At 60.6% G+C, this 25,709-nt stretch carries 19 protein-coding genes; 10 read left to right on the top strand and 9 right to left on the bottom strand.

The annotated features are described in order from the left end of the window. Positions 1–186: 186 nt before the first annotated feature. The 5 genes from I6H87_RS31025 (at position 187) to I6H87_RS31045 (ending at position 8,924) form a co-directional block, all read left to right on the top strand. Positions 187–1,080 (top strand): LysR family transcriptional regulator, encoded by an 894-nt coding sequence (locus tag I6H87_RS31025; RefSeq protein WP_011617870.1) that lies wholly within the window; start codon positions 187–189, stop codon positions 1,078–1,080. Between the two features lie 203 nt (positions 1,081–1,283). Continuing rightward, the gene (locus I6H87_RS31030) at positions 1,284–2,516 is read left to right on the top strand and encodes a CaiB/BaiF CoA transferase family protein (RefSeq protein ID WP_011617871.1); all 1,233 of its coding nucleotides are present in this window, start codon (positions 1,284–1,286) and stop codon (positions 2,514–2,516) included. Positions 2,517–2,621: 105 nt separating this feature from the next. Continuing rightward, a complete protein-coding gene (locus tag I6H87_RS31035) occupies positions 2,622–3,599 on the top strand; it encodes a Bug family tripartite tricarboxylate transporter substrate binding protein (protein WP_011617872.1) in 978 nt (325 codons plus the stop codon). A gap of 421 nt (positions 3,600–4,020) precedes the next feature. Continuing rightward, complete coding sequence (locus I6H87_RS31040; RefSeq protein WP_011617873.1) at positions 4,021–7,749, top strand: hydantoinase B/oxoprolinase family protein; 3,729 nt, start codon at positions 4,021–4,023, stop codon at positions 7,747–7,749. 197 nt (positions 7,750–7,946) lie between these two features. Then, on the top strand, positions 7,947–8,924 hold the full coding sequence (locus I6H87_RS31045; protein WP_136227889.1) for a Bug family tripartite tricarboxylate transporter substrate binding protein: 978 nt from the start codon (positions 7,947–7,949) through the stop codon (positions 8,922–8,924). Positions 8,925–8,986: 62 nt separating this feature from the next. Here I6H87_RS31045 and I6H87_RS31050 read toward each other — a convergent pair whose 3' ends face one another. The 4 genes from I6H87_RS31050 to I6H87_RS31065 form a co-directional block, all read right to left on the bottom strand. Continuing rightward, positions 8,987–9,712 carry an aspartate/glutamate racemase family protein gene (locus I6H87_RS31050; protein ID WP_041688238.1) on the bottom strand — a complete coding sequence of 242 codons (726 nt, stop codon included), beginning with the start codon at positions 9,710–9,712 and terminating at the stop codon, positions 8,987–8,989. A gap of 2 nt (positions 9,713–9,714) precedes the next feature. Next, the gene (locus tag I6H87_RS31055; RefSeq protein ID WP_011617876.1) at positions 9,715–10,734 is read right to left on the bottom strand and encodes an ABC transporter substrate-binding protein; all 1,020 of its coding nucleotides are present in this window, start codon (positions 10,732–10,734) and stop codon (positions 9,715–9,717) included. Positions 10,735–10,777: 43 nt separating this feature from the next. Then, a complete protein-coding gene (locus tag I6H87_RS31060; RefSeq protein ID WP_011617877.1) occupies positions 10,778–12,202 on the bottom strand; it encodes an aldehyde dehydrogenase family protein in 1,425 nt (474 codons plus the stop codon). A gap of 145 nt (positions 12,203–12,347) precedes the next feature. Then, on the bottom strand, positions 12,348–13,475 hold the full coding sequence (locus I6H87_RS31065) for a helix-turn-helix domain-containing protein (protein WP_011617878.1): 1,128 nt from the start codon (positions 13,473–13,475) through the stop codon (positions 12,348–12,350). Between the two features lie 291 nt (positions 13,476–13,766). Between I6H87_RS31065 and I6H87_RS31070 the strand changes: the two genes are divergently transcribed. Beyond that, positions 13,767–15,092, top strand: a complete 1,326-nt coding sequence (locus I6H87_RS31070; RefSeq protein ID WP_231881470.1) for a UbiD family decarboxylase — start codon at positions 13,767–13,769, stop codon at positions 15,090–15,092. A gap of 1 nt (position 15,093) precedes the next feature. Continuing rightward, positions 15,094–15,726 carry a UbiX family flavin prenyltransferase gene (locus I6H87_RS31075; RefSeq protein ID WP_011617880.1) on the top strand — a complete coding sequence of 211 codons (633 nt, stop codon included), beginning with the start codon at positions 15,094–15,096 and terminating at the stop codon, positions 15,724–15,726. 270 nt (positions 15,727–15,996) lie between these two features. Here the strand turns inward: I6H87_RS31075 and I6H87_RS31080 are convergent, their stop codons facing one another. From I6H87_RS31080 to I6H87_RS31090, 3 genes are read right to left on the bottom strand one after another with little or no spacing between them, the layout of a single operon-like run. After that, positions 15,997–16,914, bottom strand: a complete 918-nt coding sequence (locus I6H87_RS31080) for an ABC transporter permease (RefSeq protein ID WP_011617881.1) — start codon at positions 16,912–16,914, stop codon at positions 15,997–15,999. Then, entirely contained in the window at positions 16,911–17,693 is a 783-nt protein-coding gene (locus I6H87_RS31085) for an ABC transporter ATP-binding protein (RefSeq protein WP_041688240.1), read from the bottom strand. The genes I6H87_RS31080 and I6H87_RS31085 overlap by 4 nt, the downstream gene beginning before the upstream one ends. Before the next feature lie 53 nt (positions 17,694–17,746). Then, a complete protein-coding gene (locus I6H87_RS31090) occupies positions 17,747–18,736 on the bottom strand; it encodes an ABC transporter substrate-binding protein (RefSeq protein ID WP_041688242.1) in 990 nt (329 codons plus the stop codon). Between the two features lie 473 nt (positions 18,737–19,209). On the opposite strand from I6H87_RS31090, the gene I6H87_RS31095 reads away from it, so the two are divergent. From I6H87_RS31095 to I6H87_RS31105, 3 genes are all read left to right on the top strand, one after another. Next, positions 19,210–20,328, top strand: a complete 1,119-nt coding sequence (locus tag I6H87_RS31095; RefSeq protein WP_157886312.1) for a porin — start codon at positions 19,210–19,212, stop codon at positions 20,326–20,328. A gap of 81 nt (positions 20,329–20,409) precedes the next feature. Next, on the top strand, positions 20,410–22,074 hold the full coding sequence (locus I6H87_RS31100) for a thiamine pyrophosphate-dependent enzyme (RefSeq protein ID WP_041688245.1): 1,665 nt from the start codon (positions 20,410–20,412) through the stop codon (positions 22,072–22,074). Next, positions 22,071–23,396 carry a protoporphyrinogen/coproporphyrinogen oxidase gene (locus tag I6H87_RS31105; RefSeq protein WP_011617886.1) on the top strand — a complete coding sequence of 442 codons (1,326 nt, stop codon included), beginning with the start codon at positions 22,071–22,073 and terminating at the stop codon, positions 23,394–23,396. The genes I6H87_RS31100 and I6H87_RS31105 overlap by 4 nt, the downstream gene beginning before the upstream one ends. Positions 23,397–23,605: 209 nt before the next feature. Here the strand turns inward: I6H87_RS31105 and dctA are convergent, their stop codons facing one another. Together dctA and I6H87_RS31115 are read right to left on the bottom strand one after the other, a co-directional pair. Further along, on the bottom strand, positions 23,606–24,913 hold the full coding sequence (dctA, locus tag I6H87_RS31110; protein WP_011617887.1) for a C4-dicarboxylate transporter DctA: 1,308 nt from the start codon (positions 24,911–24,913) through the stop codon (positions 23,606–23,608). Between the two features lie 62 nt (positions 24,914–24,975). After that, positions 24,976–25,524 (bottom strand): ureidoglycolate lyase, encoded by a 549-nt coding sequence (locus I6H87_RS31115; protein WP_011617888.1) that lies wholly within the window; start codon positions 25,522–25,524, stop codon positions 24,976–24,978. Positions 25,525–25,709 lie beyond the last annotated feature (185 nt).

A 25,709-nucleotide genomic window follows, 5' to 3' on the forward strand; every position in this document is an offset into this window, starting at 1 on the left:
TCACTTCCCTGAACGCAGCTGCGCGAGGATCTTTCCTGCATGCCGACACGCTCTGATAGTCCGTTGTACCGGAGGGCCAACGCTACCGCCGCGCAAGATGTGCAATGATTCGCTGGACAGCCAGCGGCAAGCACATCCCTGAGGCTTCCGTTTTCTCATTCACCTGACGCTCAGGATTCTTCAATAATGTGGCAACCGGATCCCGTCACTCTTCGGCTCTTCATCGCGGTCTGTGAGGAAGGCAGCATCGCCCGTGCCAGCGAGCGAGAGGGCATGGCTGCGGCAGCAGTGAGCAAGCGTGTGGCCGATATTGAGCGCGCACTCGGCACGCAACTACTGATCCGCAGCTCACGTGGCGTGAACCCCACGCCGGCGGGAGACATCCTTCTTCGGCATGCCAGGCACCTGATGCAGGGTGTTGAACAAATGCAATCCGACCTGAGCGAGTTCTCCTCTGGAGTCCGGGGCCTGGTCCGGGTTCTTGCGAACATTTCCTCCATCGTTGAGTTTCTGCCTGAAGAGATCGCGTCCTTTCTGCAGACCCACGAGAACATTCACGTAGTTCTTGAGGAACGCGCAAGTTCGGAGATCGTCAGAGGCATTGCCGAGGGCAGCGCAGACATTGGCATCTGTCGTGACTTTGTGGCGGAACGGGAAGTAGAAATGCTGCCATTCCGCGCGGATCACTTCTGTGTCGTCGTGCATCGCAGCCACCCTCTGGCGAGCCGGAGCGAGGTATCTTTTGCGGACACGCTCGGCTACGAGCATATTGGCTTCGCACCCAACGTCGCCCTGCATGCGCTTACCCGCAGAGTTGCATATGAGAACAGGCGGACCATCAGGTATCGGGCCAATGTCACTACGTTCGACGCGGCGTGTCGGCTGATTCACCTAAATCTAGGCCTTGCCGTGCTGCCTGCAGAAGCCGTAGAAAAGTACCAGCCGCTCTACGATCTCTGCGTAATCAAGTTGATCGATGCGTGGGCGACACGAAAATTCGTCATTTGTGTTCGCCACGCCGACCAACTCTCTTCCGCTGCGAACCGATTTCTTGCGCATTTGACGCGAACACTGCCCTAGGGAAATCCCGGCAAGGTTACGGCAAGCGGGGGCCGCCGGTTCGACCATCGCGTAGGACGATGGCTGCCATCGTCGGAATGGGATTGCTGCAGGCCCCCCGTGGAGGCAAGCTCTGACCCCTGAGCGTTTGTGGGAATTTGAGCTTGCCCCGGGCGGCAGCAGGGAGCAGTTCCCCAAAAGCTCGGCGCATTCGGAGCACATAAATGAGTAGCGCAAGCACTTCGGCAGCGCAACGTCTACCGCTGAGCGGAATTCGAGTCATTGAAATGACTCACATGGTCATGGGTCCGGCATGCGGACTGATCCTTGCTGATCTAGGGGCGGAGGTAATCAAGGTCGAACCGCCCAAGGGTGACAGCACTCGCCGGTTACTGGGGGCAGGCGCAGGGTTCTTTCGGGCATTCAACCGAAACAAGAAGAGCATCGCAGTCGAGGTGAGCGAAAACAAGGACATGGAAGCCTTGCTGAAGCTGATTGACGGCGCCGACGTCTTTCTTGAGAACTTCAAGCCCGGGCGGATGAAGGCTCTCGGCCTGGACTATGAAACGCTTCGCAAGCGCAACCCGAAGCTGATCTATGTCTCGCACAAAGGCTTTCTTAGCGGACCATACGAGAAACGTCTCGCTCTCGACGAAGTTGTACAGATGATGGCGGGGCTAGCCTACATGACGGGCCCGGTCGGACGCCCTTTACGAGCTGGCAGTTCAGTCAATGACATTATGGGTGGCATGTTCGGCGCAATCGGCGTCCTGGCTGCCCTGTACGAACGCAACGCCACCGGCGCAGGCAAGGAGGTTCAGTCCGGCCTGTTCGAGAACTGCGTCCTCCTGTCTGCGCAGCATATGCAGCAGTACGCCGTGACCGGACAACCTGCGGCCCCGATGCCGGCACGGATCAGTGCCTGGGCAGTCTACGATGTGTTCCAGCTGGCGGACGGTCACCAGATGTTTATTGCCGCCACGGGAGACGCCCAGTGGCGGACGCTTTGCCACATCATCGGCAGGAACGATCTCCTTGAGGACCAGCGCCTGCTTTCCAACAACGACAGGGTACTGGCAAGAGATTGGCTGTTGCCGACGCTTGGAGAAACGCTGAAGGCCTTCCGTGCCGAAATGCTGACGGCTGCTTTTGAAGCAGGCAACATACCGTTTGCTGAGATCACCCGTCCCGAAGAGCTCTTCGACGACCCGCATCTCAAAGAGAGTGGCGGGCTGGCGAAGCTTCAGGTCGATGACGGCAGCACCACCGAAGTTCCCCTGCTGCCGTTCTCGCTGGATGGCGCACGGCTACAGCCTCGCATGCCAATCGCGCGCATTGGCGAGCACACCCGTGAGGTTCTGGAATCTGCCGGTTGTGCCGCAAGCGACGTGGATGCCATCGTGGCCAAGCACCGCGGGCCCGGGCTCGCCCAACCGGCGGCTGCCCATATGGATTGACCCTGCCGCCACGTGATACCCAGCATGGTGACGCAATCCATTCGTGACCGTAGAAGCCTGGCGACGTTCAGGCTGGTTCAGAGATATCGAGAACAGGAGACAAGGATGAAGAAGGGAATGACTGCAGCATTTCTGCTCATGTGTGGCGTGATGGCGGGAACTTCCGCGGCCCATGCAGAAACAACATGGCCAACCAAGCCAATCCGGTTGGTTATCCCTTTTCCGCCTGGTGGCGGCACGGACATCCTGTCTCGCATCGTCGCAAACGAGGTGTCTCAGACCACCAAGTGGACGTTCGTCCCAGACAACAAGCCTGGTGCCGGCGGGACAATCGGTATATCCGATGTGGTCAAGGCCGCCCCGACTGGATACGACATCGTGATGGGGCAGAAGGACAATGTCGTGGTCGCGCCATGGGTGAACAAAGCCGTGACCTACGACCCGCGCAAGGATCTCGTGGCGATCGCTCATGTCGCCTACGTCCCCCTGGTTATCGTCACGCCTAAGAATTCGCCTTACAAATCGTTCCAGGATCTGGTGACGGCCGCTCGGAAATCACCTGGCACGGTCACATACGCGTCGCCGGGCAACGGCACCACAGCCCATCTTGCCGCCGAGATCATTGGCCATGCCGCCGGCATCAAGCTCTTGCATGTCCCCTACAAAGGCTCCAACGCTGCGCTGGTCGACACCATGGCCGGGAATGTGAACATCATGATCTCGTCAGTCCCATCGGCCCTGGCGCAGATCAAGTCGGGCAAGGTGCGGGCCATGGCCGTCACCTCAGCGACGCGTAGTTCCGCCTTGCCCGAAGTACCCACCGTCGCCGAGAGCGGGTACAAGCAGGTTGACGTCAGTTCCTGGTATGGACTCTTCGCCCCTGCGAAGACACCGAAGGACGTTGTGGAACGCATTGGCGTGGAAGTGAACAAGGCAATGGCCAAGCCAGCCGTCATCCATAACATCAACGAACAGGGCGCGGAAGCGAAGTCCATGTCCGCAGCAGAATTCTCCCAGCTTGTGCAAAGCGACTATCTGAAGTGGAAGGACATCGTAAAGGCGTCCGGAGCCACGGTCGAATGAGCAGGATCGGCCAAGCCGTACGCATGCCATAGCAGATCTTCACGGGAAACCGGCACGGTCGAAAGAACTCGCGCGCTCCAGCCGCGCTGAGGGGCACCTGGTTGCGCGCAGCCCTCTGCAGCGAGCGATGAAAGACCGTCCAAGGGCTCACTTCCGCCTTTGGCATGGCTGGCCGGTACCCGGCCCTGAGCAGAGCAGCCATGATATGGCTCCACCGGGCAGACATGCTGGATACGGCACTCCCAGTACGTTAGTTCCGCAATCCTCAATGTTCCGCCGAATCAATACTCCTCCGGCAAACCTCGGTTCATACAATGATCGGCAATGCATTGTATTGATCAAGTAACGGTACGCCGAGGCTATATCTCCCGTCTCAATCGAGAAATACCTCCGTACGTCACTGCGAGGAGTATTTCAAGAAATGGCCAGGCTGGGTATAGACATTGGCGGTACGTTCACCGATTTCGCACTTGAGGTTTTTCACGATGGTGCCGTGCGTCACCACTTCCTCAAGGTACTTACAACGCCCCACGCACCAGAAGTTGCAGTTGTGGAAGGCACCCGCCAGATACTGGCTGCAGCGGGCCTTCAGCCGGCTGATGTCAAGACCCTCGTGCACGGCACCACATTGGCGACCAATGCGGTCATCGAGCGTCGTGGCGCACGCATCGCGTTCCTTACCACAGAGGGATTCCGCGATACCCTGGAAATGGGCAACGAAAGCCGGTACGACCATTATGACCTCTATGTGGAAAAGCCAGAGCCGCTCGTCCCACGTTGCCTGCGGCTGACGGTGCGGGAGCGCCTGGCGTCAGATGGCAAGATCCTGCTTCCCCTGGATGAGGAGGGCTTGCGAGAACTATTGCCGACGCTTGATGCAGCAAAGGTGGAAGCTGTCGCGATTGGGTTCATGCATAGCTTTGCCAATCCGGAACACGAACGTCGGGCCGCGGAACTGCTGCGCGCATGGCGTCCCGGGATACGCGTTTCCCTCTCCTGCGAAGTCGCGCCTGAAATCCGCGAGTACGAACGCTTTGCCACGGTTTGCGCGAACGCCTACGTCCAGCCCGTCATGGCGGGATACCTGGAGCGCCTTGAGCGCGAAATGGAGACTCTTGGCATCGCCGCGCCATTGATGCTGATGCTCTCCAATGGCGGCTTGTGTGAAGCCGAAGTAGCGCGACGCTTTCCGGTGCGCTTGCTCGAATCAGGGCCGGCAGGCGGAGCCATTCTCGCCGCCCATGTTGCGCGAACGCTCAAGCTGGATCGTGCGCTGCTCGTCGACATTGGCGGGACGACAGCGAAGCTCTGCTTTATCGATAATGGCGTGCCCCAGACTGCGCGCGCAATGGAAGTCGCGCGTATCGCCCGTTTCAAGGCCGGAAGCGGCATTCCGCTGCGCTTCCCGGTCATCGAACTGGCTGAAATCGGCGCCGGTGGCGGCTCCATTGCACACCGGGACACGCTCGGTCGGCTGCAGGTGGGACCTGAAAGTGCCAGTTCGGTGCCAGGGCCGGCTTGCTATGGCCGAGGCGGCACAGCACCCACGGTCACGGACGCGCACCTGCTGCTGGGCAGAATCGACCCCGACGAATTCGGCGGCGGCAGGATGAAGCTCGATCGAGGCGCGGCCCAGCGTGCGTATGAACGACTGGGCGACGCGCTCGGCATGTCGGCCCAGGATGCCGCCTGGAGCGTCTGTGAAATTGTCGATGAGAACATGGCGAGCGCAGTGCGCGAACACGCGGTGGAAGTCGGCAAAGGGCTGGATGGCCGAACGCTGATCGCTATTGGCGGCATGGCCCCGCTCCATGGGGCTCGACTCGCCGCCAAACTCGGGCTGGACCATGTGATCGTCCCTGTCGGGGCAGGTGTGGGCTCGGCCTTGGGCTTTCTCCGGGCGCCTGTCTCTTTCGAAGCCACCCGCAGCGTCCTTCTTTGCACGGCGCAGTTCGATCCCGATTCGGCCAATGCCATCGCCGATGCCCTCATCGCAGACCTGCGCCAGCTGGTTCGCCGAGCTGCCTCGACGCAACCCATGACAGAACAGCGCATGGCCTGGATGCGCTACCATGGCCAGGGCCACGAGATTCGTGTCCAGTTGCCGTCCCGGCGGTTCCAGGCTGGTGACGGCGAATCCCTGAGGCAGGCCTTTGAGGCGGCCTACCACGCATCCTACGGCCGCACGGTCGAAGCGGGGCAGGTCGAGATCCTCGGCTGGACCATCCGCGTTGAAGCCTCGGAGGTCCAGGCGACCCCCGCTCCGATGCCTGGGCACCCACCCGCGGCCAGGTCGATGGGAGCAGCGTCTCCCGGATTCCGCGATGCCTTCGACCAGGGCGCGAGAACCTGGGAAAGCTACGCGGTTCATCGCATCGCGGAACTCGAGCGGACGGATCCCCTACCGGCGCCGGCTCTGCTTGCGACAAACGAAACAACAGTCGTGGTCCCGCTGGGCTTTACCTTTGCATTGGGGTCGACTGGCGAACTCCAGCTCCTGCGCAATCAGGATCTGGGTGCCCAGGGCACTACTGTCGCCTCGGCCGCAATGCCTGCCAGTATCCGCCTGCAAGTCCTGTGGGACCGACTCAATGCCCTGGTTGAAGAGCAGGCACGCACCATGATGCGGACCGCATTCTCGCCGACCGTACGAGAAGCCGGCGACCTGGCAGCCGGACTCTTCGATTTGCAGGGACGCCTTGTCGTTCAGGCGGTTACCGGAACACCAGGCCACGTGAACTCCCTTGCCGCATGCACGGTGCACTTCCTGAAGAAGTACCCGCTCGCGGAGATGAGCGAAGGCGACCATTTCATTACCAATGACCCGTGGCTTGCCTCGGGGCACCTGCACGACATTACTGTGTTGTCTCCGGTATTTCAGGCTGGCCGGCCCATCGGCTTCTTTGCCTGCACCTGCCATCAGGTCGACATCGGCGGCCTTGGCATGGGGCCGGATGCAAAATCGGTATATGAAGAAGGCCTTCAGATTCCAATGCTCAAGCTGGCGCGAAAAGGCCAGCTGAATGAAGACCTTCTGGAGATGGTGCGAGTCAATGTGCGTCAACCCGAGGCAGTGATTGGCGACATCCTTTCCTACGTCACCGCCAACGAGAGCAGCGGCAGGCGATTGGTGGCAACGCTGGATGAGCTGGGTGAAGCGGGACTGGAAAGGATAAGCGCCTTTGTTTGCGAGCGCTCCGCCGCCGGCATGCGCGCAGCGATAGAGAAACTGCCGCGTGGTACGTTTCACCACAGCATGGAGCTCGATGGCTACGATACTCCAGTGCATATCGAGTGCCAGGTCACAATTGCCGAGGATGGCGTTTCAGTGACCTTCGATGGCACTTCCGGCGCCAGTCAGCGTGGCATCAATCTGGTTCTGAATTACACGCGGGCCTATGCCTCCTTTGGGGTCCGGGCGGCGGTCGCGCCTTCCGTTCCCAACAATGCCGGTTCGCTTGCGCTGGTCGAGGTCAATGCCCCGGTGGGCTCGATTCTCAATGTGGAGCGCCCGGCCCCGGTCTGCGCACGACATATCATCGGGCAGTTCCTGCCGGAAGTCGTTCTGGGCGCGCTTGCCGCTGCGATGCCTGACCGCGTGCCGGCAGAGGGTGCGGCATGCAACTGGGGCCTCCAGTTGCGTGGGCAGGGTACCAGCGAGCAACCGCAGGGATTCGAAATCCTGTTCTTCAACTCCGGCGGATCAGGTGCGCGTCCGAACAGCGACGGGCTCTCCGCAACTTGCTTCCCAAGCGGCATCCGTTCCATCCCAGTGGAAATCTGCGAAAGCGTTGCTCCCATCGTCATATGGAAAAAGGAATTGCTGCCCGGATCGGGAGGCGCCGGCAAATGGCGAGGCGGCCTGGGTCAGCGCGTGGAAGTGTCCACCCGTGACGGCACTTCATTCCAGTTCTTCGGTCTCTTTGACCGTGTGCGCAACCCCGCGAGAGGCCGCAATGGCGGCATGGACGGGGCACCGGGATGGGTTGGCCTCACCACCGGCGAGACCCTCAAGTCGTTAGGCTTGCAGACGGTTCCCTCCGGCGAAGTGTTGCGCATCGACGTTCCCGGCGGGGCGGGCTTTGGCTGCGCCGAAGCGCGCGACAGCGACGCGCGCCACCGCGACTCGGAAATGGGGTACGTGGCATGAAAAGCGGCGCGGTGATAAGCACCCGAGGCGGCTGGCAAAGGCTTGCGCCGGCAACAGCGCCGCGCCCGACCAGCCCGTCCTTCAAGCGCCTTTTCGCAATCTGAACCCGTTTCCTCATGAAACGGGTTCCAAATCAACTTTGCCTCCATTGGAGGCAAAGTGCAGCCTGAGACTAATTCCTAACCACATCAACTCCCATGAAACCATTCATCGCTTCGTTGGCACGCTGTCTTGTGGTGTTACCCATGGCGCTCGCTGCACAGACCGGTATGGCGCAGGAGGGTCCTGTCAGGATCCTCGTCGGTTTCCCGCCGGGCGGCGTGACCGACGTCGTTGCTCGCCTGCTGGCCAAAGGCATGCAGGCAGAAATCGCGAGACCAGTCATTGTGGAAAATCGTCCAGGAGCCGGCGGTCAAATCGCGGCACAAGTCCTCAAATCCGCCCGCCCCGACGGCAATACACTGTTCCTGACCAACAGTCATACCACTGCCATGATTCCCTTTACGAATCTCCATCCGGGATTTGACCCCCAGAAGGACTTCGTTCCAGTTGGCCTGGTAGGGACGATGCCGAACTTCTTCGTCGTGAATCCGGAAATGGTAGGGCCCGAAGTCGACAGCCTGAAGGCCTTTTCTCAATGGGCAAGAGCAAAGGCCGGCCGGGGCAACGTCGGCGTTCCCGCACCGGCGAGCGCGCCGGAGTTCTCCATCTCGCTGCTGAACAAGGCCTTCGACGCGGACCTCAAGGCCGTTGCCTACAAGGGAGATGCGCCGATGGTGCAGGACCTGCTGGCAGGACAGATTCCCGCGGGGATCTGCGCAATGGCCGCCGCGCTGCCTCACGTCCGCGCCGGCAAGCTCAAGCTTCTGGCTGTCGATGGACCGGAACGGCTGCCTGGCTTTGACGTCCCCACCTACGCCGAGCGCGGGGTCAACGGCCTGAGCGATGCCATGACAATCGGCATCGTCGCGCCGGCCGGCATCGCGCCGGCGCTGGTGACAAAGTACAACACAGCCATCAACAAGGTCGTCGGATCGAGGGCCTTCCAGGATCGGGTTGCCGAATCCGGCATCATCGCCAGCACTGGCACTCCGGATGACATGGCGCGCGTTACGGAAGGCAGCAGGAAGGCCAATGCCCAGTTGGTGAAAGCGGCCGGATACCAGCCGCAGTAACGGCTCTGCGGCAGACTGTCAGTATCAGTCTGCCGCAGCATCGCCGGGGTCAGGACATGGCGTCAATCGTAGCAGGCAGGGCTCACGCTCGCGTGCAGCCAGTGGACCAGTGTTACCGCATCGAAAATCGGCAATCCGGTGGCCTCGCGGAGGGCCCTGGAATGTCGCGGGAAATTGGCACACTCGCAGACGATAGCGCCCACATCGGGGTGCCGCTGCAGCAGGCGCCGCGCTGCCGCAGCCACTTCCTGGCGATGAGCCGGTCCATCTACCCGCAGCCGGTTCTCGCGATGGTCGCGAAGCAATGTACTGCTTTCATCGAGCGCTTCGACTGGCAGGTCGGGCGGCACGCCGATCGCACGAAACAGTTCACCGGTGAGCCCCGCTCGTGTTGCCGCCAGGATCCCGACGCGGCGTCCTGCCGGCAGGAGTTGCTGCACCATCGGGATCTGCAGAAGGCTGGAGGTAGCGACCGGAACGGCACAGCTTGCCGCCAGTCGGGATTGCAGCGGCGCCAAAAAGCCGCAACTGGTGGCAATCGCATCAACCCCGGTAGCCACCAGCTCCCTTGCACCGGCCACCAGAGCTGCCAGCATCCCCTCGGTGTCGCCGCGGGCTGCCGCCGCCGCATCGGCGCCGCGCATGACCGCATACTGGACCGGAAATGGCCAGGTTGCGGCATGCCCGACGTCGCCGGGCAGCCGCTCGAACCCCGTGTCGAGCATCAGGATCCCAATCGAAACACCGTGTACGGTGCGTGACCGCCGTCCGGCGTCGTAGGCATCCATGGTCAATCAACGAAGCAATTGCATGACTCCATGCTCGCAGGAATCGGCCGTCCCAGCTGCGTGAGCTTCTTTCGGCTGATTAATGTCGTGTAGTCCTCGGGGCCCGGCTTGACGGGCGCCAGCTCAGAGGGCCGCTTGCCATCCAGGATCTTTGCTGCCAGTTGGGCTGCCTGCGCACCCTGCGCTGCATACGAGGCGGAGTAAGCGACTGCCACCACCCCGCTTTTCTTGATGAGTTCTGTCTCCGCGCTCAGGATAGGAATCTTGTAGCGGTCGGTAACGGAGGCCACGGCCGGCATGGACGACTGCACGAGATTAGAGCCGATGGCATAGACGAAATCGACGTCCGACAGCATCTGCGTCCGCTGCGGCACGTCCATCGAGGCATCGACACTAATACTACGCAGGGTCAAGCCTTGCCGCGCCGACGCCGCTTCGATCGCCTTGATTGCCACCACATCGTTTGCCTCCCCTGGGGAGTACAGCACGCCGAACCGCCTGGCGCCGGGGAACATGCGCTTTGCGAAGCTCAGCACGGCGTCATAGTCCATTGCACTGGCCGATCCGACGAAGCGCGCGCTACCCTGGCGCCAGTTGGGCACGAGACCAGCCGCCACCGGATCGCTGATCAGACAGAACACCATCGGCAGAGACTTGTCCGTGATACTCGACAGCGCTGCCTGGGAAACCGGGGTTGTGACTGTCAGGATCACCGCCGGCCTCTTCGCCTCGATCTGCCCGAGGATCTGGGGGATCATCGCGGGCGTGAAATTCGCGTCGCTGTAGACGTACGTTGTGTTCCTTCCTTCCACGTAGCCATGCTTGCGCATTTCCTCCTTGAAGCCGGAAACGCTCTGATCCAGCGCGGGATGCGGACCAAAGTTGGCGATGCCGATAACGGTATTGCCTTGGGGGCCGCCTTTCGCGGCCGTCTCGGCCGCGCCACTGGGCGCGGCCAGCGTGGCAGCCGCCAGCGCCAGGCCCGCCATGGCGACGCCCGCCGTCTTGAATCTTGTCAACATGATCGTTCTCTCCGGGGAAGGCGTGGTACAGGTTGCCCTGGGTTCAGAGGGATTCCGAGAGCTCGTCCAGTGGCTTGATACCGCCTTCGTTCGCGATGAGCGCACGTTTGCGGACATAGCGCAGGATGCTCGTCGCACCGTAGCGCGAGCCACCCATGCCAGAGAACTTGAAGGCCGTCTTCTCCCCGTCGAACATCATGCCGCGTTGCAGTTCCGTGTCATTGATGCTGACACCACCGGCTTCCATCTTCGTCGCGAAATCGCCGGCGGTATGCGTATCCGGACCAAAGACTGCACCGCTGAGGCCATAGATGGAATCATTCGCAAGGCGCACTGCCTCATCTTCGCTGGAGAAGCGCATGACCGGCACCACGGGGCCGAACGTTTCCTGCGTCATCAGGTCCATTGAGTGGTCCACATCGACCACGATGGTCGGGTCGAGCCACACCGCACCGCCGACATTCTCCACCGCACCGCCGGTAACGATGCGGGCACCCCTGACGACTGCGTCTTGCAACTGTGCCCGGACAATTTCCGCTTGGGCGGCATGAATGAAGGGCCCGTAGTGACCCCCGTCCGTGGCTGCCGAACTGCGGCGAAGCGTCTGAACCTGTCGGACCAGTTCCTGCACGAAAGCCTCATGGATGGACTCGTCCACGTAGACCCGCTCGATTGCGTAGCAAACCTGCCCGGTGTTATAGATGGCACTCCGGAGGATGCTGGTGGCGGCACGTTCGAGATCTGAGCCGGCCAGCACCACTGCCGCGTCCTTGCCGCCAAGCTCAAGGAATGCCGGGATGAACCGCTCCGCGGCGGCAACCGCGATCTTGCGTCCGGTCCCCACGCTTCCGGTAAAGACAATGGCGTCGACTTCCGCAAGCAAGGCCCGACCCGTTTCCGCTGCGCCCTGGAGCAGCGTGATCACGCCCTGCAACTCAGGCACGCCTTCAATCGACGCACGCAACGGCTCCACGAAGCGGGGCGTCACCTCGCTTGGCTTGATGACTACCGCGGCACCGGCGAGCAATGCGGGGATGGCATCGATGAAGGAAAGCACCAAAGGGAAGTTCCACGGACTGATGACGCCGACAACCGGATATGGGACCAGGGTCGTCTTGAACACGACATCGCTGTTATTGCGGAACTTGCGGAATGGCTGAGCGAGGACTTCCGGTGCAGCTTCGGAATACCCATGAATGAAATGGATAACAGCACCGAGTTCTTCCCGGGAGATTCTGGCGCGAGCGGTATCAACTGTCAGAGCACCGGTGATGGCGTCCGCCTTGCTTTCCAAAGCCCTGGCCCAGGACGACAGCGCTTGAATACGGTGTTCAAGCCCTTTTTCGTACCACTCCCGTTGCGCGTCCCTTGCCCGCGCTACCGCGTGGCTTACCGTACTTGCATCCGCAGGGATGAATTCGTAATCCAGTTCGCCGGTACGGGGGTTCCTTACTTTGATCACTGCCATGCGTTCCTCGTCGTCAATCGCACCCCGCTGTCGGGTATGGGGACGATCCTATGCGAGGAACACGGCGGGTCGTATCGGGCCCGACCAACGAATGCCGATCGACTAGAAAATGCTGCAGATTGCCAATCTCCGGCCGCGGCAGGGCTTACAGGTCTTCTCCTGCGGTAACGCCCGGCGCGGATGAGGAACGGGCCCGGACGTTGCGCAGGTCGGCCATCCGCCTGGCATCCTTGGGAGCGAAGCCGAAGTAATCGCGGAAAGACGCCGTGAAACTCGTCTGGTGCTGATAGCCCACTGCGAACGCCACCTCGTTGACACTCAGGCGTTGGTTCCCCAGCATCTCCAGTGCCCTGTCCATGCGCGCCCGATGGCCGCATTCAAACACTGTCATACCGTAGAGAAACTTGAAGCCGCGCTTGAGTTTGGATGTGTTGGTCCCCACGGCGCGCGCCAGCTCCGGGATCGTCATCATGTGCCGAAGGTCGCCGACAAGAAGATCTCGCGCCTTCTCAATCAGGCGCAGGTCGCGCGAAGAGAACACCTCGGCGGTATGGTGGCTTTCGAGATAGGCCTGCCACAGATCCAATGATGCGCACATCACCTCGTATGCCTTGGCCTGAGCGAAGAGCAGCCGCCGATAGCCTTCGTACGGATTCTCCAGCAGTTGCTTGACAGCGGTCAGCACCTCGGGATTGACCGGCATCTGGTGGCAAAACACTTGCTCATTTCGCAGCTTCTGCAATTGGTGCCAAAGGGGGCCATCAACACCCATGGAGGCCCGCAGAAAACTGTGGAAGTATTCACGGCTGATATAGAGGCCAACGGAGCGCCAGAGGCCCGGGCCGCACGACACCTGGTAATGCATGTCATCGCCCTGATGCACCACAGTGAGGTTCGGCGAAGTGACTTCGATCCTTCCGGCCTCGGAGAACTCAACGCTCACCGGACCGGCGACCATGAAATGGAATTCGATATAGCCCTCGGGCAGCACGCTCTCACTATGCTGCCGGGTAAGGTAGCCATCCGAGACCACCAGGAGGATCTCATCCCGGATGCTGATCAGCTCCCACTTCCCTTCTTCGGGGTCGTCAGAGACCGGAACGGATCCACCATACAGGCCGGCCTCTCCGTGCGGAGCGGAAGACAAAAACCCCAGCTGATCGCGAAGCGCACTGAATGCCTCGCTGGTACGAGCGTGATGGCCAGCCAGGCGCGTACGGAACAAGCCATCGTTTCCCGGCTCCGGCGACGTAAGATTCAGACTGGCCATCATGTCTTCCCCAAGCAATTTCTGGATTGCGCCGCTAGCGCTTGCGCGGGCGCGATTGACCGGGACGCGGCAACGCCGCGAACGCCAACGATGCCACCGCGGCCCCGGCAAGACGGCGCAATGTCGCCGCATCGCGGCTCATCGTAATGCCCGCCGCTGCCGCCCTGGTCACGCCAAAAGGAATTGAGTTCGGATTTCCTATGTTCCCAGCGCTACCGCACAGGCTGGACAGGTGCCCGTTAAGGTAACGTCAGCCTACCTTCCGAACTATCCGAGAAAACCATGAGGCACTACTTGAGCCGTCTGCAAGCACGCGGCGACCTGGCAATTGTGGAGCGCGAAGTCGATCCCCGTTTCGAAGCGGCTGCGGTCGCGCGGCAACTGCAACGTGTCTCGAACCAGGCCGTGCTCTTCAAGAACGTGCGTGGCTCCGCACTTCCGGTTGTCATGAACCTGTATAGCGACCATGAGCGGCTGCGCGAGATGATTCGTTGCGGTACGCGCACCTTCTGCGAGCGGCTGGACGAGGAAATTGAAGTCGCTGCCACGCTTCAAACCTATGCGGAAGAGGATACTCAGCCCGAGCGCCTCCGGAGCGGGAAGCTCAGCGACCTGCCGATCCTGACTTACCACGAGCGGGACGGCGCCCCGTACATTACGTCCGGCGTGTTTCTCGCACGTGACCCTGACACAGGCGTGCCTAACCTGTCGTTCCATCGCTCAATGGTAATTTCCGATAATGAACTACGAATTCGGCTGGGAAGCTCACACGATCTCGCCCGCTATCAGGCAGCTGCCGAACGCCAGGGAAAGGCGCTGGAAGCCGCCATTCTGATCGGCGCCCCTCCCGAAGTCTTCATGTCGGCCTGCGTCTCGCTGCCGCCCCAGGCAAACGAGCTGGCACTGGCCTCCGCGATGCGAGGCGGCCCTTTGCGCACACGCCGGTGCCAGACCATCGATCTTTCCGTTCCCGCCGCGACCGACATCGTGATTGAAGGCCGGATCCTCCCAAACGTGCGCCGCCCGGAAGGTCCTTTCGGCGAATTCATGGGCTATTACGTCGATGTGGGTGACAACCACGTATTCGAAGTCACGCACGTCGCCTGGCGCACCGGAGCAATCTTCCAGGGCCTGATCTGCGGCTCTGACGAAGACCTGCGGCCGCTCGAGGCCGCCACCGCCGCGCGCATCTATCGCGCCATCAAGGGACAGGTACCGGGCATCATCGATGTGTCCTGCAAGCCCACGGTGATGAACACCGTCATCAAGCTCCGGAAGCAGTACGAGGGGCACGCACAGCATGCGCTGCTCGCGGCAATGGGCGCGCATCTTGACTACAACAAGCTTTGCATCGTGGTTGACGAAGATGTCGACATCTACAACCTGGATGAAGTGATCTGGGCTTTCGTGACGCGGGGGCGTGCAGACACCCGAACCATGGTGCTGAACAATGTCCCGGGCTTCTACCGCGATCCGCACAAAGATCACTGGGGCCGCCTTGCCATTGATGCGACTAAACCATGGGGACGCGAAGCGGAGTTTGAACGAAAGCGCATTCCAGGCGAAGTGGAAATTGAACTTGGCAAGTATCTGCCCGCTTTTGCGTCGGAGGTGCGCTGACATGAGCAAGGACCGCACCCGCATAGTCGTTGGCATCAGCGGTGCCACCGGTGCCATCTACGGTGTCCGGCTGCTGGAAGCCTTGCGGCTGCTCGATGTCGAAACCCATCTGGTGGTGTCGGCGTCAGGCTGGCTGACCTTGCGGCAGGAATGCAGCATAGACAGGCACGCAGCACAATCGCTCGCCGATGTAGCCTACGACATCCGAGACATTGGTGCCGCCCTGGCAAGCGGATCCTTTCGGCACCAGGGCATGGTCGTGGCGCCTTGCTCCATGCGAACATTGGCCGCGGTCGCCCACGGGTTCAACGACAATCTGCTGACCCGCGCTGCCGACGTAACCCTGAAAGAGCGGCGGACATTGGTGCTCCTCGCACGGGAAACGCCACTGACTCTGGCTCATCTCCGAAACATGACTGCAGCAGCTGAGATGGGCGCCGTCATCATGCCCCCGGTGCCGGCCTTCTATGCCCTGCCCAAGACGCTCGATGAGCTGATTCGCTATACCGTATGGCGGGTACTGGACCAGTTAGGTCTCGCTTCGGAATCCGCCTACCAACGTTGGGAAGGTATGCGGACACATGTGCGATCGGTGCGCGCACAATCTGATGACCTCAGCGTGCTGCACGTCTAGCGGCAAATCCTGACTCTCCTTGTCCCAATGGGGCCGTAACCCCGGCCAGGACAACCAGAGCAAACCTGGGCAAATGGCACCTCTCCAAACCTAACGCGCCTGCCTGCGCACCAATACCCACTCTGGCATGACCCGACCGATCGGCCGGGCATGCCGCTCCAAGGAAGCTCTGTTCCGCTATCCAACATAAAAAGAAGCCGTCCCGAGGGACGGCTTTCAAGTCGCGGATGGAGACACCGCATAAGGAACCAAAGAAGAAACCGTTTTGAATCAGGCAGCCCGTGCAAGGCGCTCCTGCGCCACCTTGCGTGACTTTCCTGGTTTGCGCTTGGCAAGGATAAGAAGTGTGATCAGCACAAAAACCGCAGTTACCATTTTCAGATCCGACGGCTGGAAGCCGAAGGCCAAGACGATCGAGATCAGTTGAAAATACACAACCGAGCCCAACACCGGCGCCGCCACCTGCCGCAGGATCGTCCGGTTCCCGATGATCGCCTCACCGAGCAGCAGCGATGCCAGCCCGTTGATCAGCGTGCCGAAGCCCATGTTGACGTCGGCGAAACCCTGGTTCTGCGCCAGCAGACCGCCTCCGAGCGCTGCGATAAGGTTTGCCAACCCGAGCCCTACCAGCACATAGACCTTGATATTGATGCCCTGCGCCTTGGCCATCGCAACACTGGAGCCAAGCGACCGCATGGCCATCCCGTGCTGTGTCCCCAGGAACCAGAAGATCAATGCGATCAATGCGATATCCACTACGGCAAGCAATGCAATTCGGCTTGTCAGGGTTCCGTCGTCACCGGGCAGGTACTGGAAGAGATTTGGGAACGTGAACAAAGCGGTGTTCGGCTGGCCCATGACCCGGATGTCAATCGAATACAGCATGGACAACACCAGGATGCCGCACAAGAGCGTATTCACCTTCACCTTCTCATGAATATACGCAGTGGCGCTTCCCCCCAGGAAGCCTGCCGCGGCACCGATGAGTAGCGACGACACGGGTTCCAGTCCGACGCTCAGGCATTTCGCCGTCACGCATGCACCAAAGGCAAGGGTCCCTTCACCTGTCATATCTGCGAAATTCAGGATCCGGAACGGGATCATCACCGCAATGGCAATCAGGGCGTAGATGAGCCCTTGCATCAGGCCCATTGGCACCAGGTTGAGGAATGTATCGAACAGGTTCATGCGCTCACCATGCGAAGGGAGGGGTTCTCGTCGTCGAAAGCGGCAATCAGCTTTTCAACTGTCATGCGCCGTTTCTGCTCCAGGGACAAGTCGGCAACAACAGCGCCATGCCGCATCATGATTAGCCGGTTTCCATACTGCAATGCATGGTGCATGTTGTGGGTGACCATCAGCGTAGTCAGCCCGGCCTGGTCAACCACTTGCGAAGTCACTCGCATCACGGCTTCGGCGGTCCGCGGGTCCAGCGCCGCGGTATGTTCATCCAGCAGCAGCAACTGAGGCTCACGGAGGACCGCCATCAGCAGCGAAAGCGCCTGGCGCTGTCCGCCTGAGAGCAGGCCTGCCTGTGCCTTCATCCGATTTTCCAGGCCCAGGCCGAAGGTGCCGAGCCTCTGCTGAAACTCGCGAGCCTGCGCCGAGGTCAGGCCACGGCCGAAGGTCCTGCGCTGCCCGCGCAAGGCGGCAACAGCAAGGTTCTCTTCGATATTGAGCGCCGCGGCAGTACCGATCGACGGATCCTGAAAGACTCTGGCGATGTACTTTGCGCGCAGGTGCGTGCCGAGCGGGGTCACATTCACGCCGTTGACGCGGATGCTTCCCGAATCCGGCAGGACTTCACCGGCGAGCATGCTGAGCAGCGTCGATTTTCCTGCCCCATTCCCTCCTACCACCACCACGAAATCGCCCTGGTTCAGTTCGAGGGAAACGCCGTCGATCGCAACCCGTTCGTCAGCTGTGCCGGCATGGAAGGTCTTGTGCAAACATTCGACTTGCAACATGGTGGAAGCAGAATTTGGAGTTGACTGTGGCATGTTGCGGGCTCGCCGGGCAGCTAGTTGATAAAGCATTGGCATGACTCCATCGCGGGCGGAATGGTCAGCCCGAGTTGCTTGAACTTGGTGGTATTGATGGTGGAAACGTAGTCGTTGGGCGAGGGCGTCAGCACGGGAAGCGCGGCCGGCGCCGTACCCTTGAGCACGCGCGTTGCCAGGGTCGCGGCATTGACGCCAATGGAGCGGAGCGAAACGGCATAGTTCGCTGCCGCGATGCCGCTCTTCACAAACTCTGTTTCCGAGCTCAGGATCGGCACTTTCAGCCGGTTCGTCACAGAGGCCACCGCCGGCATTGCTGACTGCACAAGATTTGAGCCAGTCGCGTACATAAAATCGGTGCCGCGCAGCATCTCTGCTCGCTGAGGGATATCAGCGGTAGTATCGACACTGATCGCCTTGAATGTCAGCCCTGCCCGCCTGGATGCCTCCTCGAGCTTGCGGGTAGTGGTCACGTCATTCGCTTCGCCAGGGTTGTACAGGGTGCCGAATGACTTGGCGTTCGGAAACAGCTTCTTGGCGAAGACCAGGACCGCGTCAAAATCCTGGATATCCGAAGCCCCTACAAAGCGACTGCTGCCATGGTCCCATCCTTCAACCAATCCTGCGGCAACCGGGTCGGTCACCATGGCGAATACCATGGGAAGTTTTCGGTCGGCCACGGCAGATAGCGCCGTCTGCGAGACCGATGTAGTCAGCGTGAGAATAACGGCGGGCTTCCTCGACGCAATCTGCGTAAGCATCTGGGGCATCAAGGCTTGCGTGAAGTTTGCGTCCCCGTAGACATAAGTGGTGTTCTTACCTTCCACGTAGCCGCTGCGCGCCATTTCCTCCTTGAATCCGGCAATAGTTTGCGAGATGGATGGGTGTGGGCCAAGGTTGGCAATCCCGATCACGGTTTGCGCATGGACAGCGGGCACGAGACCCAGCACGGCACCAACAACGGAGACGCAGGATAAGGTATGCAGCAGGAATCTCTTGTGACGGGGCATGGGTATCCTAAGGCATGGAAAGGACATCGGAGCTGTATGAACAAGGCGTGCAACGCCGTGCCAACCAGGAACTTTTTAGCACCGATTCCGCCTGGTTTCCGCCGCCCCGGCGGACAACTTCCGATCAACTTAATGTTTCAGTCGTTTCGCCTCAATTTTCCTGGACCGAACGCCTGGGGTACTGGCCCGAGCAAGGGAAAATGCTGACCTCAACCTCGGCCACGCACGCTGTCAATGCTCCCAATTGTGGCAATCGAATACCGATTGCTAGGAATTCCGCTCTGAGCCGTCCGATCCGCTTGTCCCCCCTCTTGCCCTGGCCTAGGCTGCGCTAGCCTCGTGCTGCCCGTGTTGTCAAGCCCGGCTCCATTGCGCCGGCACCGGACCGCGACCTGGCACAAAAAAGGGGAGAGTCAATGCAGTCAAAGCGGGGAAAAAGCACTAGCAAAGTGCGTAAGGTATGGCAAGTCACGTTGGCGGCCACCATCCTGAGCGGATGCGCGGAAAGCGCGCTCGCCCAGAGCAGCGTCACGCTTTATGGCTTCCTCTATAGCGGGGTGCGATATGTCAACAACAGCGGTGGCCATCACGTGACGGGATTGGCAACCGGCCCATCGCGATGGGGCCTGAAAGGCCACGAAGACCTGGGGTCCGGATTGCGCGGCCTGTTTACGCTTGAGAGCGGCTTCGACATGAGCACGGGAAACTCACGGCAGGGTGGCAGGCTGTTTGGCCGCCAGGCGTATGTCGGGCTCTCTGACCGTTCGGCGGGTACCGTGACACTTGGGCGCCAGTACGACCTGGTAGCGGAGTGGATCGCGCCGTTCACCCCACCTGGCAAGTGGAATGGCTATATGGCGCACGTCGGCGACAATGACAATACGAACTGGCAGTTCCGCATCAACAATGCGGTCAAGTACGTGACGCCAAACTTCGGCGGCTTCCAGGCCGGCGCCATGTATGGTTTTGGCGAAGTTGCAGGCGACAGCCACCGCAATTCGACCATGAGCTTTGGCGTTACCTACGCCGGCGGCCGTTTTCGCGCCGCCGCCGCTTACTTGCACATCGATAATCCTGCAAGTGCAGTTCCGGAGGGCAACTGGAATACCATCCTTTTCCCGGCCGTTTCAGCCACGTCGCCACTGCAGCCGAATCGCATCGCCCCGTCGAGCATGTCGGTTGCCGCGCTTGCAGGCCAGTACGATCTCGACAAACTCAAGCTCGCCGTGTCATTTACCCAGAGCCGCTACAAGGACTTGGGCGATGCCGCGGACGGGCTTACCAACGGTGATGTGCGTTTCAACAATATCGACGTCAATGGCTCCTACAGCGTCGCGCCCGCCTGGCAGCTCGGCCTGGGGTACACGTACACAGCCGGGAAGGTGCAACCGACCGGATTCACGCCGAAATATCACCAGGTCAATGCGGTAAGCAATTATTTCCTCTCCAAGCGAACCATTCTCCAGGCCGCCGTTGCGTACCAACGCGCAGCGGGGGACGCACAGAACGCCTACTTGCTGTTCGGCAGCAGCGGCGCGTCCAGCACAAGCGGGCAGCTCATGTTGCTGGCGGGTATTTTCCACGTCTTCTAACCGGGCCCCAGGCATCGCGGCACGGCGGGGAGATGGCCCCCGCCTTGCCGCAGCCTCGCCCAACCTGTTGCACTACTTGTGATGAATCATGAATCCGTGCCGGCCCGCTCAGGGGCCGCTGTTCTTGCCGACCTGATCCGAGAGTATGGGCACCGGCATGTCTTCCAGATCCCTGGCGAGGGCATCCTCGAGCCACTGGATGCCCTCGCTACCCGCCATCCCGAAATCAGCCTCGTCACCTTCCGCCACGAGGCAGGCATGACCTACGCCGCGCAGGCCTACGCGCGGCTTGGCGACCGGCCTTCCATCTGCATGGCGGGTCGCGCTCCGGGCGCCCTGAACACAGCCCTGGCGCTGCATACCGCCGATACGGATAGTGCGGCGATGATTCTTGTCGTCGGGCAGCCGGCAGCCGCAGAGGCTGAGCGCGACCCGATGTCAGGATTTGATTTGCAGCAGGCGTTACGCCCGCTCGTCAAGGACGTCATCACTGTCACCACCGCCACGAGACTGCAGGAAGGGATGATGCGCGCATGGTGCAAGGCCAGCAGCGGCCGGCCCGGGCCGGTGGTCCTGGTTGTCACCGAAAATGTGTGGCGCGAGGATGCCACCTGCGCTCCGCTGCCTGCGCCCTCCATACCAGAGCCCGGTCCGGCGCCAGGGCAAGCCGGTGCGGTTGCGGGCCTGCTCCGCGAAGCCCGTCGCCCACTAGTGCTGGTAGGCGGCAGTGGCTGGAATGACGCAGCGCGACTACGCCTGCATGCCTTGGCACAAGCCCACAACTGGCCAGTCGCCGCTGGCTATCGACGAGCAGATCTGTTCGACAACGACGACCCACACTATGCGGGCGAACTCGGCATCGGTCTCAATCCGCTGCTGGCAGAGCGGATAGTGCAAGCCGACCTGATACTCGCCATCAACCTTCGCCTCGGCGAGATCAATACGTTCGGGACCGGTGGCTTCGGTGGATTCCGTCTGCTCGATGCCCCGCGGCCGGCCCAGCGCCTGGTTCATGTGCATTCCAGCGCCGACGAACTCAACCGCATTTATCGCGCCGACGTGGCGATCCAAGCTGCTCCAGCGCCCTTTCTTGAGGCGCTTTCAACAGCCCTTTCTGCGACTTCTTGGTCTTCCCCTGATTCCGACTGGCCAGAGGGCTTTCGCATCGCGCGCGCGGCGTTCGTCGGGAAGGGTGACTGTCCAGGAGCTGTCGACCTGCGAAAAGTCTTTATGACGCTGCGAGAGCGCCTCCCTGACAACACCGTCTTTACCGCTGGCGCGGGTGCCTACGCGATCTGGCTACATCGCTATCTTGCATTCCGCCAGCCCGGCACCATGCTTGGCGCCAAGAGCGGTGCCATGGGATACGGATTGCCGGCCGCCATTGGCGCAGCGATGGCGCGGCCGGATCGGCTGGTTGTGGCCGTGGCCGGCGATGGCTGCCTGCTCATGCATGGTGAAGAACTGGCGACGGCAGTCCAGCAAAATCTGCGCATCATCATTATCGTTATCAATAACCAGGGATATGGCGCCATCCGAAGTGCCCAGATCCGGCAGTTCGGGCGTGCTGTCGGCAGCGCCTTGCGAAACCCGGATTTCGTAGCCTATGCAAGAGCCTTCGGCGCCCTCGCGGAACGCGTTCAGACGACCGCGGAATTCCTGCCGGCTCTGAAGCGAGTACTGAATGGAACCGGGCCGGCGCTGATCGAGATTGCCGTACCCGACACCGTAGCGAAGCCCGAATGAACCAACCTATCTCCATCGTCGTCGTTGGTGCCGGTATTTCCGGACTCACCGCAGCTTACCGGCTCACGGCTGCCGGCTTCACCGTCCAGGTTCTGGAAAGCCAATCGGCCGTGGGCGGGCGAATGGCACAACGGCGCGAGGGTCCCATTTCATACAACACCGGTGCGCGCCTGATTTACCCGTTTGGCCAGGCGTTTCACTCCTTGCTCGCCGAACTGGATCTGACGCGTGCGCTTGTACCGCTACGCAAGCTCGGCGCAAACGCCGCAATCGGCGGCGATCGTTACCGTGTCGAGCTGATGCCTGGCCCGCGCACCCTCATGACGCCCGGGCTGGATTGGCGCAGCCGGATACGCATGGTCGCGGCGGGAGTAGGTCTCGCGCGCCTGCGCTCGCGTACCGATCCAGACGCTGCGGCCTCATACCTGGAAGGCGACACCGAAACCCTGGCGGATTACATCAGCCGAACCACCACACCCGCCGTACTGAAGCAACTCATCGAACCCATCTTCCGCGGAACGCGTAGCTGGAATCCGGAGGATATTTCGGCGGCATTCTACGTCAGTACCATGCCGCATCTGCTCGGCAAGGACACCGTCTACACCCTGGCAGAAGGCATGGGGCAGGTGACTCAGGAACTGGGCCGTCGGGTGCCAGTTCTTTGCGACGCAAGGGCCTATGCCATCGAACGACACGCCGAGGGCCAATGCATCGTACGCTATCGGCGCCTCGGACAAGAACATGAGCTGCGCGCGAATGTTGTCGTCTGCGCCACGGAGGGCGCCCAAGCCGGCAAGCTTATCGTCGATCCTCTCGACGCGGAGCGCTCGATGCTCGAAGCAGTGCGATATAACAAGCTGGGTGTCGTTCACTACGCGCTGGAAGGGGATATTCCTGCCGAGCTGGAGTTCTCAGGCCGTCAGTCAACGACTCGCATTGCGACCTGGCAACAGTTGCCGGCGGCACCGATCGCAGGACGTTCGCACGCGCAACTCTACTGTCAGCTGACACCCGAGGCAGCCGAAGAAGCGGATCGCCTCGGCCTGGCCGATTCGCTCGACACCCTTATCCGGTCGGAAGTCAGGCAGCGCATTCCCCGCTTCGATAGTCGAGTGCACACTATTGTCAACCAGTGGATTCCGTACAAGCTGCCGATCTTCTACCCTGGCTATTGCCGGAAGGTGGCCGACTTTCTCACCTGGCAGTCTGCCGCGAGACGATCCGTCTACTACTGCGGGGATTACCTGTCCCAAGCGCTCCTGACCGGAGCTTGTGCAAGCGGCGACTCAATCGCAAAAGCAATCCTGGCGCACCACGGTTAGCTCATGGTTCACCAAGGACTGGCTTGGCAAGTAGGATTCAGGCATATCCGGTGCCGCTGATGAGAAACCCCGGCCACGTTGTGATCCGGGGTATTTGGAAGAACTGCTCACGGCCCCGCGAACCTATTCGTTCGCGGAACGCGCAGAAGACCCGCTAGCGGTCACGAAATACCCTGAAATTTAGCGAGCCAGACTTTCAGCTGCAACGGTCAGGAGATGTTTCCCGCGACTCGCATCTCCTTGTTCTCCTCGCTTACGAATTCGTCATCACCTTGCAGTACCCGGCGAGCTTGCGTAAGGTCGAGGTGACCTTCCCACGCTGCGATTGCTACCGCACCTACACAGTTTCCGATCAGGTTGAGCGCCACCCGGAAGAAGCCCATCAGCTTGTCCACCGACAGGATAAGCGCCACACCCAAAACGGGAATTGCGGGGATGGCAGTCAACGTCGCTGCGAGCACGACAGTCGCCGACCCGGGGATGCCATGCGCGCCCTTGGAAGTCAGGAGAGAGACCAGGAGAATCAGGGCGAGGGTTCCACCTTCCAACGGCGTGTTGGTCGCCTGTGCAATGAAGATGACGGCGCACGTCAGCCAAATCGAGAAACCGTCGAGGTTGAACGAGTATCCCGTCGGAATAACAAGCCCCACCGTAGTCTCTTTCACACCAAGGTGGCGCAACTTTGCCATCACCAGCGGCATCACGGCATCCGATGAACTCGAGCCCAGGGCGATGAGCAGCTCGCTCTTCAGGTAGCCGATGAACTTGAACAGGCTAAGACCGGAAAGCCGCATCACCACACCCAGCACAAGGAACAGGAAGATTGCGCATGCGGCATAGTAGGCCAGGACCAGTTGGCCAAGCTGCTGGATGGTGGCAAAGCCAAACTTTCCGACGGTGAAGGCCATCGCCCCTGCAACGCCGAGCGGCGACAGACGAACAATGAAGCCAATGACACGAAAAAGGACTTCGGAAAGGCTGTCCATCAGCTGACCCACCATCTTTCCTTTTTCACCGGCGATTTGAAGCGCGCAGCCGAACAGGACTGCAATCAAAAGCACCTGCAAAATGTCGCCCTTCGCGAAAGCCGAAAGGAAAGTGGACGGAATGATGTTCAGCAAGAAGCTCTTTACGTCCGAAACGTGTGAGGCATTCTCGACGAAGGTTTGTATCGACTTCGGATCCAGCGTGGATACATCGATATTCATGCCTACGCCAGGCTTCAAGACGTACGTGACGAAGACCCCAATCAGTAGCGCAATTGTCGTGACAATTTCAAAGTAGATAATTGTCTTGAGCGCTACACGCCCCGCCGTCTTCAGATCCCCTGCATGCAGGATCCCAGTCACGACGAAACAGAAAACAATGGGCGCAAGCATCATCTTGATGAGCTTGATAAATGCTTCCGCCAGTGGCAGCAGTTGCACCCCAAAGGACGGGTACACGAAACCAATAAGCGCGCCAACTGCAAAGCCCAAGAGGACCTGGATATGTAACTTCTTCAGATACTTAAACACAATTTTTCTCCACCATCCGCCTTCGAAGCCATCGTTGATTCCGACGGGTTCTTCGCTGTTACTTACTTCTCTGCGGTGCCGCAACCGAGAATTGCATGTTCCATTTCCTGCCTGAACGCGGGAATCACCGGCCGCACCTCCTCTGGAAGCACAAACTTGTCGCAGTTCGGACCGGCGCCGATCCGGTCAACCACAACGAAGTCACAAGCTTCGGTGGGCAACAGCACGTGATGCCAAACACCTGGGGCGTAATTGATGCCTTGCCCTGGTTTGGCGATGAAGGCGCGGACCTCGGCCGCATCCACCGAAACTCCCCGGGGAGCGACCACTACGATAAAACTGGTCGGCTTCATGGGAATGAAGGCTTGGCTCGACAATGGGTGACGTTCGAGGAACACCACCTCCAACGGCAATACGTACGGCTTTGCGCGCATGATGCTGATGCCAGCCTTACCACCAAGAGCCAGAGCATCAACCACGGCGAGGTCATGGTAGCGCTCAACCATGCCTTCGTTGATGTGATGGAAGGCGCCCGGGGAAGCCTCAATGACCTCGCCGAACGGCGAAAAGGCCGCCTTGGTCAAGGGCTCCAATTTCAGGGTGATACGCATAGGTCTCCTTTTATGCTTATGACTTTGTCAGGTTCCGGCCATACTGGTCTGACCAGTAATAACTGTAGACTTGCCAGAAAGCTCGGTCAAGTGCTATATGTGATAATTATCAGACCAGTATGAAGTGTCACCTACACAGACTATGAAAGCGACTTCCGCTGCATTGGCACCCAAGGCGCCGCTGA

This window comes from Cupriavidus necator (genome assembly GCF_016127575.1).
Lineage (GTDB): Bacteria > Pseudomonadota > Gammaproteobacteria > Burkholderiales > Burkholderiaceae > Cupriavidus > Cupriavidus necator_D.

What these genes read in the sequence shown, in the direction of transcription:
- I6H87_RS31065 (WP_011617878.1), bottom strand. Translation starts at nt 13,475, where the DNA reads ATGATGGCCAGTCTGAATCTTACGTCGCCGGAGCCGGGAAACGATGGC.
- I6H87_RS31060 (WP_011617877.1), bottom strand. Translation starts at nt 12,202, where the DNA reads ATGGCAGTGATCAAAGTAAGGAACCCCCGTACCGGCGAACTGGATTAC.
- I6H87_RS31055 (WP_011617876.1), bottom strand. Translation starts at nt 10,734, where the DNA reads ATGTTGACAAGATTCAAGACGGCGGGCGTCGCCATGGCGGGCCTGGCG.
- I6H87_RS31025 (WP_011617870.1), top strand. Translation starts at nt 187, where the DNA reads ATGTGGCAACCGGATCCCGTCACTCTTCGGCTCTTCATCGCGGTCTGT.
- I6H87_RS31115 (WP_011617888.1), bottom strand. Translation starts at nt 25,524, where the DNA reads ATGCGTATCACCCTGAAATTGGAGCCCTTGACCAAGGCGGCCTTTTCG.
- I6H87_RS31080 (WP_011617881.1), bottom strand. Translation starts at nt 16,914, where the DNA reads ATGAACCTGTTCGATACATTCCTCAACCTGGTGCCAATGGGCCTGATG.
- I6H87_RS31100 (WP_041688245.1), top strand. Translation starts at nt 20,410, where the DNA reads ATGAATCATGAATCCGTGCCGGCCCGCTCAGGGGCCGCTGTTCTTGCC.
- I6H87_RS31075 (WP_011617880.1), top strand. Translation starts at nt 15,094, where the DNA reads ATGAGCAAGGACCGCACCCGCATAGTCGTTGGCATCAGCGGTGCCACC.
- I6H87_RS31045 (WP_136227889.1), top strand. Translation starts at nt 7,947, where the DNA reads ATGAAACCATTCATCGCTTCGTTGGCACGCTGTCTTGTGGTGTTACCC.
- I6H87_RS31040 (WP_011617873.1), top strand. Translation starts at nt 4,021, where the DNA reads ATGGCCAGGCTGGGTATAGACATTGGCGGTACGTTCACCGATTTCGCA.
- I6H87_RS31035 (WP_011617872.1), top strand. Translation starts at nt 2,622, where the DNA reads ATGAAGAAGGGAATGACTGCAGCATTTCTGCTCATGTGTGGCGTGATG.
- I6H87_RS31085 (WP_041688240.1), bottom strand. Translation starts at nt 17,693, where the DNA reads ATGTTGCAAGTCGAATGTTTGCACAAGACCTTCCATGCCGGCACAGCT.
- I6H87_RS31090 (WP_041688242.1), bottom strand. Translation starts at nt 18,736, where the DNA reads ATGCCCCGTCACAAGAGATTCCTGCTGCATACCTTATCCTGCGTCTCC.
- I6H87_RS31105 (WP_011617886.1), top strand. Translation starts at nt 22,071, where the DNA reads ATGAACCAACCTATCTCCATCGTCGTCGTTGGTGCCGGTATTTCCGGA.
- I6H87_RS31030 (WP_011617871.1), top strand. Translation starts at nt 1,284, where the DNA reads ATGAGTAGCGCAAGCACTTCGGCAGCGCAACGTCTACCGCTGAGCGGA.
- I6H87_RS31050 (WP_041688238.1), bottom strand. Translation starts at nt 9,712, where the DNA reads ATGGATGCCTACGACGCCGGACGGCGGTCACGCACCGTACACGGTGTT.